The 17,814-nt window shown below is 73.7% G+C and carries 19 protein-coding genes; 5 read left to right on the top strand and 14 right to left on the bottom strand.

Features of this window, described 5'->3' with window-relative positions:
• Positions 1-10: 10 nt before the first annotated feature.
• The 3 genes from ACFYXA_RS12225 to ACFYXA_RS12235 form a co-directional block, all read right to left on the bottom strand.
• Positions 11-241, bottom strand: a complete 231-nt coding sequence (locus ACFYXA_RS12225; protein WP_389031366.1) for a helix-turn-helix domain-containing protein — start codon at positions 239-241, stop codon at positions 11-13.
• Entirely contained in the window at positions 241-870 is a 630-nt protein-coding gene (locus ACFYXA_RS12230; RefSeq protein WP_389031368.1) for a DUF2975 domain-containing protein, read from the bottom strand. Before ACFYXA_RS12230 ends, ACFYXA_RS12225 begins: the two co-directional genes overlap by 1 nt.
• Positions 871-952: 82 nt before the next feature.
• Positions 953-1,312, bottom strand: a complete 360-nt coding sequence (locus ACFYXA_RS12235; RefSeq protein WP_351338861.1) for a metalloregulator ArsR/SmtB family transcription factor — start codon at positions 1,310-1,312, stop codon at positions 953-955.
• A gap of 61 nt (positions 1,313-1,373) precedes the next feature.
• Here ACFYXA_RS12235 and ACFYXA_RS12240 point away from each other — a divergent pair, with 61 nt between their 5' ends.
• On the top strand, positions 1,374-2,453 hold the full coding sequence (locus tag ACFYXA_RS12240; RefSeq protein WP_389031372.1) for a cation diffusion facilitator family transporter: 1,080 nt from the start codon (positions 1,374-1,376) through the stop codon (positions 2,451-2,453).
• A gap of 38 nt (positions 2,454-2,491) precedes the next feature.
• On the opposite strand, the gene ACFYXA_RS12245 is transcribed toward ACFYXA_RS12240, so the two are convergent.
• Entirely contained in the window at positions 2,492-3,064 is a 573-nt protein-coding gene (locus tag ACFYXA_RS12245) for a helix-turn-helix domain-containing protein (RefSeq protein WP_130439803.1), read from the bottom strand.
• Positions 3,065-3,236: 172 nt separating this feature from the next.
• The gene (locus tag ACFYXA_RS12250; RefSeq protein ID WP_352252994.1) at positions 3,237-4,001 is read right to left on the bottom strand and encodes an acyltransferase; all 765 of its coding nucleotides are present in this window, start codon (positions 3,999-4,001) and stop codon (positions 3,237-3,239) included.
• Between the two features lie 110 nt (positions 4,002-4,111).
• Here ACFYXA_RS12250 and ACFYXA_RS12255 point away from each other — a divergent pair, with 110 nt between their 5' ends.
• Positions 4,112-4,639, top strand: coding sequence for a gamma carbonic anhydrase family protein (locus tag ACFYXA_RS12255; protein ID WP_130439799.1), 528 nt, complete (start codon positions 4,112-4,114; stop codon positions 4,637-4,639).
• 33 nt (positions 4,640-4,672) lie between these two features.
• On the opposite strand, the gene ACFYXA_RS12260 is transcribed toward ACFYXA_RS12255, so the two are convergent.
• Together ACFYXA_RS12260 and ACFYXA_RS12265 are read right to left on the bottom strand one after the other, a co-directional pair.
• The gene (locus ACFYXA_RS12260; RefSeq protein ID WP_352252996.1) at positions 4,673-5,338 is read right to left on the bottom strand and encodes a DedA family protein; all 666 of its coding nucleotides are present in this window, start codon (positions 5,336-5,338) and stop codon (positions 4,673-4,675) included.
• A gap of 150 nt (positions 5,339-5,488) precedes the next feature.
• Positions 5,489-7,480 (bottom strand): ricin-type beta-trefoil lectin domain protein, encoded by a 1,992-nt coding sequence (locus tag ACFYXA_RS12265; protein ID WP_389031379.1) that lies wholly within the window; start codon positions 7,478-7,480, stop codon positions 5,489-5,491.
• A 563-nt stretch (positions 7,481-8,043) separates the two neighbouring features.
• Here ACFYXA_RS12265 and galU point away from each other — a divergent pair.
• Positions 8,044-8,946, top strand: a complete 903-nt coding sequence (galU, locus tag ACFYXA_RS12270; protein ID WP_389031382.1) for a UTP--glucose-1-phosphate uridylyltransferase GalU — start codon at positions 8,044-8,046, stop codon at positions 8,944-8,946.
• Positions 8,947-9,167: 221 nt separating this feature from the next.
• Here the strand turns inward: galU and ACFYXA_RS12275 are convergent, their stop codons facing one another.
• The gene (locus tag ACFYXA_RS12275; RefSeq protein WP_130440609.1) at positions 9,168-9,605 is read right to left on the bottom strand and encodes a DUF4442 domain-containing protein; all 438 of its coding nucleotides are present in this window, start codon (positions 9,603-9,605) and stop codon (positions 9,168-9,170) included.
• A 131-nt stretch (positions 9,606-9,736) separates the two neighbouring features.
• Here ACFYXA_RS12275 and ACFYXA_RS12280 point away from each other — a divergent pair, with 131 nt between their 5' ends.
• Positions 9,737-10,789: a hypothetical protein gene (locus ACFYXA_RS12280; protein WP_389031385.1), complete on the top strand. Its 1,053-nt coding sequence runs from the start codon at positions 9,737-9,739 to the stop codon at positions 10,787-10,789.
• A gap of 33 nt (positions 10,790-10,822) precedes the next feature.
• On the opposite strand, the gene ACFYXA_RS12285 is transcribed toward ACFYXA_RS12280, so the two are convergent.
• From ACFYXA_RS12285 to ACFYXA_RS12295, 3 genes are all read right to left on the bottom strand, one after another.
• Entirely contained in the window at positions 10,823-11,614 is a 792-nt protein-coding gene (locus ACFYXA_RS12285) for a spermidine synthase (protein WP_389031714.1), read from the bottom strand.
• A 189-nt stretch (positions 11,615-11,803) separates the two neighbouring features.
• Positions 11,804-12,973: an elongation factor Tu gene (gene tuf, locus ACFYXA_RS12290; RefSeq protein WP_389031389.1), complete on the bottom strand. Its 1,170-nt coding sequence runs from the start codon at positions 12,971-12,973 to the stop codon at positions 11,804-11,806.
• 299 nt (positions 12,974-13,272) lie between these two features.
• Positions 13,273-13,992, bottom strand: a complete 720-nt coding sequence (locus ACFYXA_RS12295; RefSeq protein ID WP_389031392.1) for a DNA alkylation repair protein — start codon at positions 13,990-13,992, stop codon at positions 13,273-13,275.
• Between the two features lie 49 nt (positions 13,993-14,041).
• On the opposite strand from ACFYXA_RS12295, the gene ACFYXA_RS12300 reads away from it, so the two are divergent.
• Entirely contained in the window at positions 14,042-14,842 is an 801-nt protein-coding gene (locus ACFYXA_RS12300) for a TVP38/TMEM64 family protein (RefSeq protein ID WP_389031395.1), read from the top strand.
• 10 nt (positions 14,843-14,852) lie between these two features.
• Here ACFYXA_RS12300 and ACFYXA_RS12305 read toward each other — a convergent pair whose 3' ends face one another.
• Genes ACFYXA_RS12305 through ACFYXA_RS12315 form a run of 3 tightly spaced genes read right to left on the bottom strand, consistent with a single transcriptional unit; the run spans position 14,853 to position 17,637 of the window.
• On the bottom strand, positions 14,853-15,566 hold the full coding sequence (locus tag ACFYXA_RS12305) for a cupin domain-containing protein (protein WP_389031398.1): 714 nt from the start codon (positions 15,564-15,566) through the stop codon (positions 14,853-14,855).
• Positions 15,560-16,486: a PmoA family protein gene (locus ACFYXA_RS12310; protein ID WP_389031401.1), complete on the bottom strand. Its 927-nt coding sequence runs from the start codon at positions 16,484-16,486 to the stop codon at positions 15,560-15,562. The genes ACFYXA_RS12305 and ACFYXA_RS12310 overlap by 7 nt, the downstream gene beginning before the upstream one ends.
• Complete coding sequence (locus ACFYXA_RS12315; RefSeq protein ID WP_389031404.1) at positions 16,483-17,637, bottom strand: Gfo/Idh/MocA family protein; 1,155 nt, start codon at positions 17,635-17,637, stop codon at positions 16,483-16,485. The genes ACFYXA_RS12310 and ACFYXA_RS12315 overlap by 4 nt, the downstream gene beginning before the upstream one ends.
• Positions 17,638-17,814: the final 177 nt, after the last annotated feature.

A 17,814-nucleotide genomic window follows, 5' to 3' on the forward strand; every position in this document is an offset into this window, starting at 1 on the left:
GTGATCGAGGTCAAGGTCCGTCCTCGCGGACGCTGAGCAAGTCGCCGGGCTGGCAGTCGAGTTCGTGGCAGATCGCGGTGAGGGTGGAGAAGCGGATCGCCTTCGCCCGGTCGTTCTTCAAGATGGAGAGGTTGGCCACCGTCACCCCGACCCTGGTCGCCAGTTCGGACAGGGTCATGCCGCGCTCGGCCAGCAGGCGGTCCAGGTGGACCTGGACCCGGTGCTCCTCCTCCGGCGGCATCAGACCAGCCCCTCGACGTCGGCGCGCAGCTTCGTGCCGCGTCGGAAGACCTCGCCCAGGGCCAGGACGAGCAAGGCCAGCAGGACGTACCCTCCGCTGAAGGTGGCCGAGAACGGGATCCGGTCGCCCGTGGGGGTGCCGCCGACCAGCATCTGTGTGGTGAGCGCCGACAGCGCCGGGGCGAGCACCGCCTGTGCCAGCACCACGAGTCCCACGACGCTCAGGCGGCGGGCGTTCCTCGGCACGAAGACGTCGCCGTCGCGCAGGGTCCTGGCCAGCTGAACCAGCAGGGCCAGGATGAGCAGCAGGAACAGGCCGCCGACGATCTGCGGGAGCGCCAGCAGCAGCCGCTCGCCCAGGTCGGGGTCAGTGAGGACGAGGTCGGCCTTGCGGAGGCCGGTGAGGGTCACGCCCTGGCCGGCCGTCGCTTCGGTCACCTCGCCCGGCATCAGAGTCGCGGTGTCGGTCTCGACCTCGCGGGTGTCGACGGGGTCGACGAGGCCGACCACGCCGAGGGCCGGGAGCAGCACCTCGAAGACCCCGGCCAGCAGTGCGGCCAGGCCGAGAGCAGCCTCCAGCATGCGGCTGTCGGTGCGGCTCCACCGGCTCCACCAGGACTTCGCGCTCATGGTCCCCCCTGCACATCGCAGTGCCCATATCGATTGTCGATACTATCGACAATCGATATGGGCACTGTCAAGCAGTCGCCGCTCAGTCGTGCACCGGCTCCCCGCCGAGTCGGTGGTCGGCGACGTTCAGCGCCTCGTCCACCAGGCGGCGCAGGTGGCCGTCGCGCAGCGAGTAGACCACCCTCCGCCCCTCCTTGCGGGTGGTCACCAGCCCCGCCAGCCGCAGCCGCGCCAGATGCTGACTGACCGCCGGCCGGGCCGCCCCGCACGCCTCGGTCAGCGTCGTCACGTCCGCCTCGCCCGAGGTCAGGGCGTGCAGCAGAGCGAGCCGGGTGCGGTCGCCGAGCAGCGCGAGGAGTTCGGCGGCGAGGGCGAACTGCTCCTCGCCGGGGGTGCGCGGATGCGCATGGTGTGCAGCTGACAGGTGCATGCGTGCGCTCATACGCACATAATGGCGCTGGGGACGGGCATGAGTCCACCCCGAGCACCGGAAGGGGACCGAGGTGAGCGAGCAGCACACGACCGGCCACGGGCACGGACACCAGCATCCGCATGAGCACGGGCACGGGCACGGGCACCCGCATGAACACGGCCACGCCCACAAGCACGCCCACCCGCACACCCCCTGGCGCCGGCACTCCCACGAGAGCGCCGACAAGCTGGACGCGGCGCTGGAGACCTCCTCCCGGGGCCTGCGCGCGCTGTGGGTCTCACTGGCGGTGCTCGGCGCGACCGCGCTCGCGCAGGCGGTCGTCGTCGCGGTCTCGGGGTCGGTCGCGCTGCTCGGCGACACGGTGCACAACGCCGCCGACGCCCTCACCGCGGTCCCGCTCGGGATCGCGTTCATGCTGGGACGCCGGGCGGCCACGCGGCGCTTCACCTACGGCTACGGCCGGGCGGAGGACCTGGCGGGCCTCGTGATCGTGCTGGTCATCGCCGCCTCGGCGGTCTTCGCCGGTTGGACGGCCGTCGAGCGGCTGCTGGACCCCCGGCCCGTCGAGCACCTGCCGGCGGTGGCGGTCGCCGCGCTGGCCGGGTTCGCGGGCAACGAGTGGGTGGCCCGCTACCGCATCCGCGTCGGCCGGGCGATCGGCTCGGCGGCGCTGGTCGCGGACGGCCTGCACGCGCGCGCCGACGGCTTCACCTCGCTGGCCGTGCTGCTGGGCGCCGGGGGCTCGGCGCTGGGGTGGCGGTTCGCGGACCCCGTCGTCGGGCTGGCGATCACCGCGGCCATCGCGCTGGTCCTGCGGGACGCGGCGCGGGAGGTGTTCCGGCGGATGATGGACGCCGTCGACCCGGCGTTGGTGGACCGGGCCGAGGGGGCGCTGCGTGAGGTCGCGGGGGTGCGTGAGGTGGGCGAGCTGCGGCTGCGCTGGATCGGGCACCGGTTGCGCGCGGAGGTGACGGTGGTCGTGGACGGCGAGGTGACGGTACGTCAGGCGCACGCGATCGCCGTGGACGCCGAGCACGCGTTGCTGCACGCCGTGCCCCGCCTGACGGCCGCCCTGGTCCACGCCGACCCGGCGGCTGCGCCCGGCGAGGCGGACCCGCACCTCAAACTGGCCCATCACGCGAGTACCTGACGCTCCGTCACGACGTGCCGCGTGCGTCGTGCAGCCGTTCAGCGCACCGGCGGCACGGACACGGTCAGCACCAGCTCCGTCGGGGTCTCGCCCCGGTTGCCGTACGTGTGGGGCGCGTCGGCGTCGAAGGTGGCGCTCGCACCGGCCGGGACGCGGTACTCGTCGCCCTCGACCGTGAGGGTCAGCTCGCCCGCCGTCACGTGGACGATCTCCACCGTGCCCGTCGGATGCGGGTCGGAGCCGCTGCTCTCGCCCGGCATCAGCCGCCACTCCCACATCTCCAGCGGGCCGGGCGCCTCGGTGCCGGCGAGCAGGCGGCTGTAGCTGCCCGCGTCGGTGTGCCACAGCCGGACGACCTGGTCGGCGGGGACGACGCGCACCTTGGGGCCCTGTTCGTAGTCGAGCAGGGTGGTGATGCTGACGCCGAGCGCGTCGCCGATCTTGACGACGGTGCCGAGGCTGGGGTTGGTGCGGGCCTGCTCGATCTGGATCAACATGCCCCGGCTGACACCCGCGCGGGCGGCGAGCGTGTCGAGGGTGAAGCCGCGCTCGGCGCGCCAGCGCTTGACGTTGCGCGCCAGGGACTGGGTCAGCAGGTCGAGGTCCGACACGTTCCGTCCATGCTCGGGGTTCCACTTACGGGGTCCCGCTCACGGGACCCACGGGCGGGGTTCACCGGCCGCCCGGCTGTGCGTCGCACTCGCTCGTGCAAGGAACTGTACTGCGTGACGGCCCGGGCGGCGGCCGGGTGCGCCGGGGCGCGGCGCCGTGACCGGGGGCCGGTCAGCGCTCCGGCTCCAGCTCCGCCAGCCGCGCCGCCGACTCCTCGTCCAGCCCGGACAGCGCGACCAGCTGCTCGGACGTCACCCCATCCGGGATCGGCACCGGCGCCGGGGTGCGCAGCGGCGGCTGCCAGCCCTCGGCGGGAGTCCAGCGCCGTACGACCCGGGCGGGGGCGCCCGCGACCACGGCGTGGTCGGGCACCGTGCCGCGTACCACCGCGCCGGCCGCCACGACGACGTTCCGCCCGATCCGCGCGCCGGGCAGGATCACCGCCCCGGTGCCGATCCAGCAGCCGGGGCCTATCTCCACGGACTCCATCCGGGGCCACTGCTTGCCGATGGGCTCGTGCGGATCGTCGTAGGAGTGGTTGGTGGACGTGACGTAGACGTAGGGGCCGAAGTAGCAGTCGCTGCCGATGGTGACCGTGGTGTCGGCGATGACGTGGCTGCCGCGGCCGAGCACCACACCGTCGCCGATGCGCAGGATCGGGTCGGGCCCCAGGTCCAGGTCGGGCATGAGACCGGCCGTCAGCGTCACCTGCTCGCCGACGATGCAGTGCGAGCCGAGGTGGATCCACGGCTCGCCGAAGACCGTGCCCAGCGGGAAGGCGAGCCGGGTGGCCGCGCCGATCGCGCCGAAGCGGAGGCGGCCGGGGTGCTCGGCGGTGACGGAGCCGGTGCGCTGCACCCAGGCCCAGCCCGCGTGGACGGCCCGCTGCCCCAGGCGGCGCCGCCAGGATGAGAACGTGTTCTTGCTCTTCGGCACCCGGACACCGTACTCAGCGCGCGACGAGGCGGTGACGCCCCGGGCCTGTGATCTTCACCCCACCGGGTGGCGTACGGTGCCGGTGTACCGCGGACGGACAGGAGACGGTGATGACGCACAAGGCGCTGATCACGGGCATCGGCGGCAGGGAACCGGAGATCCACGGGGAGGCGTTCGTGGCGCCGACGGCTTCGGTGATCGGCGGCGTGACGCTGGAGGCGGGGGCGAGCGTCTGGTACGGCGCGGTGGTGCGCGGGGACGTCGAGTCGATCTCCGTCGGCGCGCAGAGCAACATCCAGGACAACTGCACGCTGCACGCGGACCCGGGGTTCCCCGTGACGATCGGCGAGCGGGTGTCCGTCGGGCACAACGCGGTGGTCCACGGGGCGACCGTCGGCGACGACTGCCTCATCGGCATGGGCGCGACCGTGCTGAACGGCGCGGTGATCGGGGCCGGGTCGCTGGTCGCCGCGCAGGCGCTGGTCCCGCAGGGGATGGAGGTGCCGCCGGGCTCCCTGGTGGCGGGAGTGCCCGCCAAGGTCAAGCGGGAGCTCACGGAGGAGGAACGGCAGGGGGTCACCCTCAACGGCACCCTGTACGCGGAGCTGGCGGGCGCGCACCGGAAGGTGCACGAGTAGACGCGCCCTGCGGGAGGCGGGGCGGGGCGTCGGCTACTCGGTGGCCCCGACCGGCTCCGCCTCGGCCCCCGCGCCCGCTTCCTCCGCCGTGGCGCCCTGCATCTTCTTGGCCTTGCGCTTGAGCACGAGCATGGAGGTCAGGCCGATGAGGACGGCCGCGACCAGTCCCAGCCAGGAGAACCGCTTCAGCCACGCCTCGGCGACGACGCCGACGTAGTAGATGACGGCCGTCGTGCCGCCCGCCCAGACGATCCCGCCGAGGACGTTGGCGATGAGGAACTTCCAGTACGGCATCCGCAGCACGCCCGCGAGCGGTCCCGCGAAGATGCGCAGCAGGGCGATGAAGCGGCCGAAGAAGACGGCCCACATGCCCCACTTCTCGAAGGACCGTTCCGCTGTGGCGATGTGCGCCTCGCCGAAGTGGCGGGGGAACTTCCCGCCGAGCCAGGCCAGCAGCGGGCGGCCGCCCCTGCGGCCGATCGCATAGCCGACGGAGTCGCCGATCACGGCCCCGGCGACGGCGCAGGCGCCGAGGATCACGGGATTGATCTCGCCGTTCTGGGAGGCGAGCAGCGCGGAGGAGACGAGGATGATCTCGCCCGGCAACGGGATGCCGAGGCTCTCCAGCCCGATGACCAGGCCCACCAGCGCGTAGATGGCGACCGGGGGTACGGCCTCTAGCCACTCCTGGACGTGCACCGCCGGTTCCTCCCCATCTGCGACCTACGACCCTGCGTGATCCACGACTCACGACCCCGCATTCCCGGCGCGCGCCTGAGCGGGCGCACGCCGGGAAGCCTACCGGGTCACCCGGCCGTACCCATCCGTCCTTGTGCGCGGTGTGACGCGTCAGTGGCCGAAAGCCGAGGTCGCCCTCGTGAGCCGCGCGTTCCCCGGGGCGCCCGGCGGCACAAGGGCGAGCGCGCCGACGCGTGGAACGCGGTCCACGACGACGCCGCCCGGTACGGCGCCCGGCGGGGCCGGCTCGGAGCGGGGATCCGGGGTCGGCTTCGGGTCGGGCGTCCGGCAGCAGCCCACCTGGGCGAACCGCCCGCCGTGGCCGGGGGCGGCCTCGCGGTCGGGCGAGACGGGTGCCGCCGGGGCGGCCGGGGCGTCGTCGCCGGGGGACGACGGGCGTGCAGGCGGCTCCTGTCGTTGCGGGGCGGCCGTCGAGGGCGGCCGCGCCGTGGTCCCGCCGCCCGGGACCGGCGCCGTCCGCGCTTCGCCGGCGTCGAAGACCCACCGCTGCCCCACGGAGCCGTCCCGCTTCATGACGACGACGTACGTCCTCGCGCCTCCCGCGCCGGTGCCCGCACCGGTCGCCAGGACGCCCCCGTCGCGCCGCAGCACAAGCTCCCCGCGGCCGGTCAGGTCGAACAGGACCTCCCCCGGGCCGGCCGCACAGCCGGACAGGGCGGCCGTGCCCCGGCCGGGGTCGGCGGTGAGGCAGAGGACCGGGGCGGCGGCGCTGCGCAGGAGTCCGTCGGCCCCGTAGGACCACCGCTGGGAGGCGGCGGACGAGCAGGCCGCGAGGACGGCCGGCGTGCCGGCCGTGGTCCGGCCGCCCTCGGTGTCCAGGCACAGGCCGGTGGCCGCGCTGCGCAGCCTGCCGTGGGCGGCCGCGGCGACGCGAGGGACGGAGGAAGCCGGCGAGTCGGTCGACGAGGAGCCGGCGGGCTGGTGCGCGACGCCCGGGAACTCCCGGCCGCCGTCGGCCTCGGCCGCGGGCCCCCTGCCGCCGTCGGCCTCGGCGGCGAACTCGCGGACGCCGGGCCCGCCGGCGGGCGCGCCCCAGGTGACGCGGGGGCCGGGACCGCCGTCGCCGTCACCGGCCGGGCCCTTGGTCACGACCACGCTCGCGAGCAGGGCGACGGCGGTCAGGCCGACGCCGGCGAGGGCGGCGCGACGACGCCTGCCCGGCAGGACGAGCACGCCGTCCGACGTGGTGCGGTAATGGCGTCCCCCGTCGGCGGGGCGTACCGGTGCGGGCCGGGCCGGCGTCTCGGCGGCGGTGGCTCGTCCGGGGCGGGATTCGAGGTAGCGGCGGGCGCCCCAGCCGAGGACGGTCTCGGCCAGCAGGACGTCCAACGCGTCCTCGAAATGGCTGAGTTGTTCGGCGGTGTGCCGGCAGTGACGGCAATACGCGAGGTGCTCGCGGGCTTCGGGGAGCGGGGTGCCGCCGTCGTGCGGCGGAACGTCGAGGAGCCGGTTGGGGAAGTGGCATTCGGCCGACGGCGCGAGTTCCCGGTGGGCGCGTACGCAGGCGGCCCGGAATTGCACGCGTGCCCGCTCCAGACCGGTCTGCGCGGTGGCGGCGTCGACGCCCAGCAGACCAGCCGGTACGGTTATGGGTTCGGCCTCAACTTCCGCATGCCACAAGAGGTATTGGGATGCGGTGGGAAGGGACCGGAAAGCGTGCTCGGCGAGTTGTCGCCTTTCGGGTGTCCCGGGCCGCGCGGCCCGCAGTCCGCGAGCGCCGACGGGTTTGCGCAACTCCGGCAGCATGGCGACCATCTCGCCCTTGCCGGCCCAGTCACGCACGGTGTTCCGTACGGCGACGAGGAGTCGGGGGCGCAGCGCGCCGCCCGGGGGGCCGTCCGCCGCCATGCCGAACACCTCGTGGAACGCGGCGGCGGCCACGAGTCGCGCCGAGTCTTCGTGGCCGGCCAGGCAGACGGTGGCGTAGTCGTGCGCCGCCTGCCAGTGCCGGATGAGGAGCAGGGCGACGGCGCGCGCGTTGCCCGCTGTGCCCAGTCGCGCGGCGAGATCCCGGTCGGAATCCCCGGGGGTGTGCCCGGGGCGGGGCGGAAAGGGCGGACGTGGGGGGTTGGCGGACGGCACGCGACGCTTTTCCTTCCTGGCCGACGAGCGGCACGCGAATTGCACTCCCACCCGACCGAGTTGTGGTACGCCGAACGGACCGGCCCGCGGGGGAGGCTCACCTTCGCACACAGGCATCACAGGAAACAAGAAGTTCGAGTGACGCGAGTTCAAATTGCATGTCTTTTCGATAAGTTACCGGCGGTATCCGTACCGGTTTTCGAAATTGGTTCGGACCGCGGAGGCCAACTCGCGAGGTCGGCTCGTTCCCGCCGAAAGTCGGGCGACGCGCACCCCGCCCCACAGGAACCTCTGATGTGGCTCCGGGGGAACTCTCATCGGCGCGGGCCAGCATGATCGGCATGAACGTCCCCCACCGCTCCCCCGCGGCCTCGTCCGCGCCGTCCGAGCCGTCAGGGCCGCCGGCCTCGTCCGCACCGTCCGAACCCTCAGCGCCGCCGGCCTCGTCCGCACCGTCGGAACCCTCAGCGCCGCCGGCCTCGTCCGCACCGTCCGAACCCTCAGCGCCGCCGGCCTCGTCCGCGTCGTCCGCCGGGCCCGCACCCGGCCGTGCCGCCCGTGCCGTGCGCAAGGCGGTCGTCCCCGCCGCCGGTCTGGGCACCCGCTTCCTGCCCGCGACGAAGGCGACCCCCAAGGAGATGCTCCCGGTCGTCGACAAGCCGGCCATCCAGTACGTCGTCGAGGAGGCCGCCGCGGCGGGGCTGGACGACGTGCTGATGGTCACCGGCCGGCACAAGCGGGCCATCGAGGACCACTTCGACCAGGCCTTCGAACTGGAGCAGGCCCTCGCCGCCAAGGGCGACACCGTCCGGCTGGACGCGGTGCGCGATCCGGCCCGCCTCGCCGACATCCACCACATCCGGCAGGGCGATCCGCTCGGCCTCGGGCACGCGGTGCTGTGCGCCCGCCATCACGTCGGCGACCAGCCGTTCGCCGTGCTCCTCGGCGACGACCTCATCGACCCGCGCGAGACGCTGCTGAGCCGGATGCTGGAGGTTCGGGAGCGGTACGCCGGCAGCGTGGTCGCACTGACGGAGGTTCCGCCGGAGCAGGTGCACCTCTACGGCTGCGCGGCGGTGGAGGCCTCCGGCGAGGACGACGTCGTACGCGTCACCGGTCTCGTCGAGAAGCCCGCCCGCGAGGACGCGCCGAGCCGGTACGCGGTCATCGGGCGCTACGTCCTCGACCCGGCCGTCTTCGGCGTCCTGGAGCGCACCGCGCCCGGCCGGGGCGGCGAGATCCAGCTGACCGACGCGCTCCAGGAGCTGGCCGCCGCCGGCACGGTCCACGGCGTGCTCTTCTCGGGCCGCCGCTACGACACCGGGGACAAGGCCGACTACCTCCGCACGGTGGTCCGCCTTGCGTGCGACCGCCCGGACCTGGGCCCGGAGTTCATCGCCTGGCTGAAGGGTTTCGTGACGAGCCTGGAGGCCCCGACCGGGGAAGGGGCGAGGTGGGTGGCGTGATCCGCGCGGGGTGCGGTCGATGAAGGTGGCGCGGAGGGGCGACCGGATCGTCCGGAACCGGCGCCGGCGGCGGTGACCGCCCCCGCGCCTCCCCGGGCCCAACCGGTGAGCGGGGCGGCGGTCACCGGCGTACTCATGAAGCCCCGCGGCGACCGGCCAGCGGGGCGGCGTTCACCGGCCTGCGGTGGCCGATGCCCCCCGCCCGCCCGTCGGGGACGCCCTCAGCTGTTCGGCCGCAGCGTCCACACCACCGTCATCTCGCCCGTGACCGCCCCGTCGGCGCGGCGGATCTCGATGGCGACCGGGAACTCGGGGCGGCCGCCCGCGTCGAGTTCGGCGACGACCTCGGCGGCCGGGCGGCCCAGCGTGGCGGTGGCCGTGACGGGGCCCATCGCGAGCTTCTTGTAGTGGATCTCCGCGCTGACGGCGAGCGGCACGGCCCGGGAGAGCTGGTCGCCGAACGCGGCGAGGACGATGGCCCCGCTGGCGGACTCCGCGAGCGTGAACATCGCGCCGGCGTGCGGGCCGCCCACGTGGTTGTGGTAGTCGCTCTGGTCGGGCAGGGCGACCACGGCCTTGTCCGGGCTCGTCTCCTGGAACTCCAGCTTGAGGGTCCGGGCCATGGGAACGGTGGCGGCGAGCATCTCGCCGACGGACATCTGGTCTGCGCTCATACCGCGATGTTACCCATGAGTAGCCTACGTCCACCAGCCCCGTCCACCGAATCGGTACGTACCTGACAAGGGGTGGGGACCTCTTCAGGTCAGGAACGGCACTAGGGTTTCTGGCCATGTGGCCAGGACAGCAGCCGCCCGGGGGAGAGCAGAACCCGCAGGCGCAGAACAACCCGTACCAGCAGCCGGGATACCAGCAGCCGGGATACCAGCAGCCGAATCCCTATCAGCAGCCCGGCTACCAGCAGCCGGACCCCTACGGCACACAGCCGCAGTGGAACGTCCCGACCCCGGCCGGCCCGCAGCAGCCCGGCGGAGGGGGAGGAGGCGACCGTACGAAGCTGGTCGCGATCGTGGCGGCCACGGCCGTCGTGGTGGCGGCCGGCGTCACCGGCTTCCTGGTGCTGGGCGGCAAGGACGACGGGTCGGACGAGGCAACCGGCAAGGGCGGCAAGAGCCCGGCGGCGACCGCCGGGACGAGCGGCTCGCCGTCGGCGTCCGCCTCGGCGTCGGCCTCCGCCGCCGGGGGCGACAACCCGCGCGGCACCGAGACGCTCCAGCCGACCGTCCCGGGCTGGAAGGTCGTCGTGAACCCCAAGCGGGGCACCGCCTTCGATGTCCCCGCGGACTGGGAGATCCAGTCGCCGACGCTCAGTCAGGGCTTCGAGTGGGAGGACAAGAGCAAGCCGAACGGCTACGACTCGATCATCCAGTCGGGCACCGCCGAGTACAAGTCCAAGTGGTGCACGTCCGACGACGACAAGGACGGCAAGACCGAGGACTCCGCGCTCGCGGTCGTCGGCACGAAGGGCGCGGAGGGCGCCAAGAACACCGACGAGATCGCCGTCAACACCCCCGCCTGGTGGGTCTTCGGCGGCTACACCGAGCCGGACAAGAAGAGCATCAGCTTCGACAAGAAGGCGACGCCCTACACCACCGCCTCGGGCGTCAAGGGCAGTTACGCCTGGGCGCAGTCGACGAACACGCCCGACAAGGGCAAGTGCGCGAGCGACGGCCAGGCGATCACCTTCGGCTTCAAGAACTCCAAGGGCGACTACGTGTCCTGGAACCTGTACACGGCCAAGGGCGTGAAGGGCGAACTCCCGAGGACGACCATCATGCAGATCCTCAACACCGTACGGCTGCACGGGGATCCGACGGAGGGCTGACCGGCGGCGGAGGGCGGACGCCGGGCGTCGATATCACCCGACGCCGAACGCCCCGGCCGGCGGGACCGGCGACGGCACCGCTTCCTCGTCCGGCACGGGGCGGGCCCCGCCGATGAAGTCCCGCAGGGCGGGGCCGTGTTCGACCCGGGCCGGGAAGGCGTCGGAGGCGGTGCGGCGGGCCAGGGGGCTCACGTCGAGCGGGCGGTGCGCGGCGACGAGGACCGCGTTGCCGAAGCGGCGGCCGCGCAGCACCGCCGGTTCCGCGATGAGCGCGAGCTCATCGAACACCTCGGCGAAGGTGGCGAGTTGGGAACGCAGGAAGGCGAACGGCGCCGCGTCCGCGAGGTTCGCCAGGTAGACGCCGTCGGCACGCAGGACCCGTCCGGCCTCGCGGGCGTAGGCCAGGGACGTGAGGTGGGCGGGGACGCGGGAGCCGCCGAAGACGTCGGCGACGAGCACGTCGGCTGAGCTCGCCGGCGCCGCCTCCAGCCAGGCCCGCGCGTCGTCGGCGTGCAGTGTGACGCCGACGCCGGCGGGCAGCGGCAGATGCTCGGCGACGAGGTCCAGCAGCCCGTGGTCGGCCTCGACGACGTGCTGCCGGGAGCCGGGCCGGGTGGCGGCCACGTAGCGGGGCAGGGTGAGGGCTCCCCCGCCCAGGTGCAGCACGTCCAGCGGCCGGCCCGGCTCCGCCACGACGTCGAGCGCGTGGCCCAGCCGCCGCGCGTACTCGAACTCGAGGTACGTCGGGTCGTCGAGGTCGACGTACGACTGCGGCGCCCCGTCGACGGTCAGCAGCCAGGCACGCTCCCGGTCGATGTCGGGCATCAGCTTGACGGTCCCCTGGTCGGTGACCCGGGCGACGGGTATGGGCTCGTCGTTCACGCCCTCATTCTGCCCGCGGAACGGTGCTTCGAAGGACCACGGGGATACAGCACCCGTACCCGGAAGCGCGGGTGAGGGCCCGCGGGACCGGCCGTGACCGGCCCCGCGGTCCCCCACCCGTCCCAGCCGTTCTCACACCACGGCTGTCACCGTCCCGGCGCCCACGGTCCGCCCGCCCTCGCGGATGGCGAAGCCGAGACCGGGCTCCAGCGGCACCTCACGCCCCAGTTCCACGGTCATGCTGACCGTGTCCCCGGGCCGGGCCACCGCCGTCTCCCCCAGGTCCACGTCCCCGACGACGTCCGCCGTGCGGATGTAGAACTGCGGCCGGTAGCCGGTGGAGACGGGCGTGGTGCGCCCGCCCTCGCGCGCCGACAGCACGTACACCTGCGCCGTGAACCGCCGCCGCGGCGCGACGCTCCCCGGCGCGGCCACCACATGCCCCCGCCGGACGGCGTCCCGCGCCACCCCGCGCAGCAGCAGCGCCACGTTGTCGCCGGCCTGCGCCTCGTCCATCGGCTTGCCGAAGGTCTCCACACCGGTCACGACGGACTCGACGCCCGCGCCGAGCACCTCGACGCGGTCGCCGACCCGCACCGTGCCGCGCTCGACCGCGCCGGTGACGACCGTGCCCCGGCCGGTGATGGTGAGCACGTTCTCCACCGGCAGCAGGAACGGCGCGTCCACGTACCGCTCGGGCATGGGCACGTAGGTGTCCACCGCGTCGAGCAGCGCGGCGATCGACGCCGTCCAACGCGGGTCGCCCTCCAGGGCCTTGAGCCCGGAGACGCGTACGACGGGCGCGGCGTCACCGGCGTAGCCGTGCGCGGAGAGCAGCTCGCGCACCTCCAACTCCACGAGGTCGGTCAGCTCTTCGTCCCCGGCGTCGGCCTTGTTGAGCGCGACGACGATGTGGTCGACGCCCACCTGCCGGGCGAGCAGCACGTGTTCGGCGGTCTGCGGCATGATCCCGTCGAGCGCGGAGACGACGAGGATCGCGCCGTCGAGCTGCGCGGCTCCGGTGACCATGTTCTTGACGTAGTCGGCGTGGCCGGGCATGTCGACATGCGCGTAGTGGCGGGTGTCGGTCTCGTACTCGACGTGCGCGATGTTGATGGTGATGCCGCGCGCCGCCTCCTCGGGGGCGCGGTCGATGCGGTCGAACGGCACGAAGGTGCCGCTGCCGCGCTCGGCCAGCACCTTGGTGATGGCGGCGGTCAGGGTGGTCTTGCCGTGGTCGACGTGGCCCATGGTGCCGATGTTCAGGTGGGGTTTGGTGCGCACGTATGCCGTCTTGGGCATGGCGAAACCGGAGCCTCTCGGAAAAGGATGCTGCGTGACGGCCCCGGCGGCGGTGAAGCGCCGGCCGGGACGGGGACCCCGAGTGATGCGCCGACCCTCCCCCTGCGGGGTCCGCCGGACGATCCGGAGAGGGTCAGCTTCGGGCGCCGTCGACGACGGCCGTGAGAACAGCGACGGCAGCCTTCGGCGCATCCGCGACGGCGGATGCTGCGAGGAGGAAGGCGTACCGGAACATGTGTCAGATCCTCGCCGACCGCCCGGCGCCTGTCGAACGGTTTTCCCGAGGCGGATCCGGGAGTTCAGGGGAGGTTCTTCGTCGCCTCGCGGAGGGACAGAGGGGAGAGCCGGCGGCCCTCGTGGTCGAGGAAGGTGCGGACCGCCTCGGGGGCCGTCTTGGCGTACTCGCGCAGGGCCCAGCCGATCGCCTTGCGGATGAAGAAGTCGGGGTGGCCGGCCTGACGCAGGCAGTAGGCGAAGAGGCGGCCGGCGTCGGTGCGCTCCTTGTGGCGGAGCTGGTGGAGCAGGGCGGTGCGGGCGAGCCACAGGTCGTCGTCGGCGATCCAGGCGTCCATCTCGGCTCTCAGCCGCGGGTCGGCGGCGACGAGCGCGCCGACGACGTGGGCGGCGAGCAGGTCGACGGTGTCCCACCAGGGGACGGTGGTGACGAGGTGACGGGCCACCGGCAGGAAGCCCGAGGTGCAGCGCCCGGCGTGGCGGCGCAGGTAGTCGACGGCGAAGTAGTGGTACTCGCGCTCCGGCAGCGCCCAGCAGCGCAGGGCGATCGCCGTGCAGTCCGTCTCGTCGGGGCGGGGCGTGCCCGCCAGCACCGTGCGGGACAGGGCCCGGCGCTCGGGGGTGGGCAGGCCCAGGAACGGGGCCACGTCCTTCATGTAGGCCCGCATGGCCGCCGCCCGGCCGGAATCGGCCGCGGCGGCGTACGCGGCGGTGAGCCGTTCCAGGACGGTGTCGGCGAGAACGCTGTGCGGTACACCGATCGTTCGTCCACCTGTGACCATCATGAGACGGACCATACGGCGATCACACCTGTTCGTCAGTTACTGTCGCTTGATGCTCGATGCCACCACCCGCTCTGGGGGCACCGCCACGGCCTCTCCCCGGGCCGCCGCCACGGAGCTCGTCGTTCCCGTGCCCCTGCCCGTTCCCCTCGTCGCCGCTTCCGCGCCGGCGCCCGTCGGCCTGGCGGCGCGCTGCTCAAGAGCGCTGCTCTCGCCGTGGGCCCGGTTCGCCCTGCTGGTGGTGCTGCTCGCGGCGGCCGCGGCGGGCGTGCTGATGTTCGAGCCGCAGAAGCTGCTCGCGGACGGGTGGCCGCCCCAGCTGGGCGGCGTCACGGCGGCGCTCGTCTTCGCCGCCGCGTACGGAGTGTGCACGGTGGCGTTCGTGCCGAGGCCGCTGCTGAACCTGGCCGCAGGCGCGGTGTTCGGCTCACAGCTGGGCTTCGGCGCGGCCCTGGCCGGGACGGTGCTGGGCGCGGGACTCGCCTTCGGACTGGGCCGGTTCCTCGGCCAGGACGCGCTGCGGCCGCTGCTGCGGGGCCGGCTGCTGAAGGCCGCGGACGACCAGCTGAGCCGGCACGGGCTGCGTTCGATGCTGGCGACCCGGCTGTTCCCCGGTGTGCCGTTCTGGGCGGCGAACTACTGCGCCGCCGTCTCCCGGATGGGCTGGGCGCCGTTCCTGCTCGCGACCGCGCTCGGCTCGGTGCCCAACACGGCCGCGTACGTCGTCGCCGGGTCCAGTGCCGCCTCCCCGACCTCGCCGCTGTTCCTGATCTCGATGGCAGTCATCGCCGTGCCCGCGCTGGCCGGCGCCGCGCTGGCCTGGCGCAAGCGCCACCACCTGCGTTCGCGCTGACCGCGCGTCATCACCGCGGCCGGTACACGTCCAGCCGCCCGCACATGCCGAACTTCCCGTACGCCGAGGGCTGTTCGGCGTGCACGGCGGCGTCGGCGAGGTGGGTGACGTCGCCGTCCGCCAGCCGGTCGAGCTGGTCCCCCGTCGCCGCCGCGGCGGCCGCCGCACCGCGCTGCCAGCGCTCGCGCCACTCGGCGAGCCGGGGCCGTACGAGGGCGGCGGCGGCGCGGTGGAAGGCGGTCAGCGGTCCGGGGCCGTCCGCCTCGCGGAGGATGCGGTAGCCCTCCAGTGCCAGGTCGCGGCGGGCGCGGGCGATCCGGGCCTGCTCGTCCTCGGGGGCGTCGGCGGGGACCGTGGTGGCGGCTGCGTACGTCTCCGGGTCCGTCAGGTACTCCGGGGGCAGGGTGAGGACCGCGTCGCCCGCCTCGGGCAGCCCGCTGTTCTGCATCAGGACGGTGATGCGCAGATCGCCCTCGTTGACGAGCCGGTGGATGGTGCCCGGCGTGAACCAGGCCACCGTGCCGGGCGCGAGGGGCGTCTCCTCGAACCCGGAGGCGGTGAGCGTCTGCACGGCCCCGCGCCCGCCGGTGACGACGTACCCCTCCGAGCAGGCCAGATGGAGATGGGGCGTGCCGCCGTGCAGCCCGTCGGCGGCGGGCCAGTCGTAGACGCACAGGTGAGAGACGGCGACGCCGCCGGGCAGGCCGTCGTAGGCGCTCACCACGGGTGGGTCTTGAGATAGTCGGCGATCTCCTGCCGCTCCCAGGCCCCGTCGGCCACGACGACGCGGTAGCGGCGGGTGAGGGTGTCGCCGGGGGCCAGCTCCAGCTCGTCGAAGTACGCCCAGGACGGGGCGATCCCCGCGAAGGGGTCGTTGCGGACGAACCAGTGGGACGGGTGGGCGCCCCGCTCGCCGGTGTGGTCGTTCTCGGGGGCATGGGCGAAGACGACGGTGGCGTGGCCGTCGGCGCCGTCGTGCTCGCCGGACAGCGCGAGCCAGGGGCTCTGTGAGGCCATCAGTCCCGGTCCCTCGCCGTCGGGCCCGATGATGCGCCCGTCACGGAAGGCGCGCGGCCCGCGCCAGAACAGTCCTGTGTACCCGGCGAGTTCGCGTCCCGCGGTGGTCGGGCTGCCGAACCGCAGCGGCTCGTCACGGCGGTTGGTCACGGCGCTCGTCCAGGTCAGCGCCCAGGAGCCGGAGGCCCGGTCGACGTCGTGCACCTCGATCCTGCGGTGTTCGTCGGCCCACAGTTCGCCGCTGTGCGGATGCCAGGTCAGCCGCTCGGCGATGACCGCCCGGCCGGCGTCGGCCGAGACCTCGTCGAAGGCGACGTGCGCCATGGAGCCGACCCGCTCGGGGAGTTCGAGGTACCCCTCGCCGTGGACGTAGGAGTTCCCTCCCCACAGGTTGGCGCCCGAGAGGTGCGACGCGGTGAGCGACAGGCCCTTGTGCCAGCGGTGGTCGTTGGGCCGGTAGTCGGTGACGACGTCGCCGGCGAGGGTGCGCAGGGGGTGGATGTACGGCTTCGGCGCCTCCCAGGCCGCCTCGGGCCGGTAGACGTAGGCGAGCAGTTCGACGCCGCCGACCGGGTCCGTCACGGTGACGCGGTCGCCGTGCGCGTGGACCAGACGCAGGCCGGTCATGCGGAGACCTCCTCGGCGGCAGCGGGGGCGGCGGGCGCCCAGCCGGGTGCGCCGCCGTGCAGGGCCGTGTAGAAGGGGTCGCCGGGGCCGATCTCGCCCCGCTTCACCGTCACGTCCGTGAACGCGGCCTTGTAGAGCGCGCTGATCAGCTCCAGGCTGGTGCGCCCGTCGGTGCCGCTGCTGCGCGGCCGCTCCCCGGCGCGCATGCTCGCGACGAGCTCACGCAGCTGCGCCAGGTGCGAGCTGGGCACGTCAGCGCCGAAGTCCTGCCAGGCGGCGGCGCGGTCGCCGGGGACGTCCCGGGCGGGGGTGACGCGCCAGTCGGCGTTGGAGTGGCCGTAGAGGTGGGTGAGCTCGACGGTGGCGAGTTCGCAGTCGATGCGGATACGGCTGACCTCGTCGGGGCTGAGGACGCTGTTGACGATCGTCGCCATGGCCCCGTTCTCGAAGCGGACCAGGGCGGTGGAGACGTCCTCGGTCTCCACGTCGTGGACGAGCCGCCCGGCCATGGCGCGCACCTCGCTCCACGGGCCGAGCAGGTCCAGGAGCAGGTCCATCTGGTGGATGCCGTGGCCCATGGCGGGGCCGCCGCCCTCGGTGTGCCAACGGCCGCGCCAAGGGACGGCGTAGTAGGCGGCGTCGCGGTACCAGGTGGTCTGGCAGTGCGCCACGAGCGGCCGGCCGAGGGCCTGCTCGGCGAGCAGCCGCCGTACATGCCGGGAGCCGGAACCGAACCGGTGCTGGAAGACGATCGAGGCGTACGGACCGCCCTTGGCCCCCTCCTCGGCCGCCACGGCGTCGTAGTCGGCGAGGGTCGGCACCGGGGGCTTCTCGCACCACACCCAGGCCCCGGCGCGCAGCGCGGCCACGCTCTGCGCGCGGTGCAGGGTCGGCGGGGTGCAGATGGTGACGAGGTCGGGCCGCTGCTCGGCGAGCATGCGCTCCAGGTCGGTGTAGGCGTGCGGAATCCCGCCTTCCGTACAGAAGGCCTCGACGGCGGCGGCATCGATGTCGACGGCCGCGACCACCTCGGTCTCCCCCTCCGCGGCGAGCTGGGCGAGCGCGGGCAGATGGGAGCCGCGGGCGATGGCGCCGGTGCCGATGACGGCGGCGCGGATGCGGCGGCCGGCGAGCGGAGCGGATGGGGACATGTGCGGGATCAGCACTCCTCAGACGAACGACCGAACAACCGAGCGACCGGGCGAACGGGTCGACCCACTCACGCAGCAAGCGCTTTCATTCAGCCAGCAAACTATGCGTCGGCCCCCTGGCCGGTCAACACATCCGCCCTGCTCAACCGCGCCGCGCCTATCCCCCGCGCCGCCCGC

The organism is Streptomyces sp. NPDC002566, assembly GCF_042889585.1.
In the GTDB taxonomy this organism is placed as follows: Bacteria; Actinomycetota; Actinomycetes; order Streptomycetales; family Streptomycetaceae; genus Streptomyces.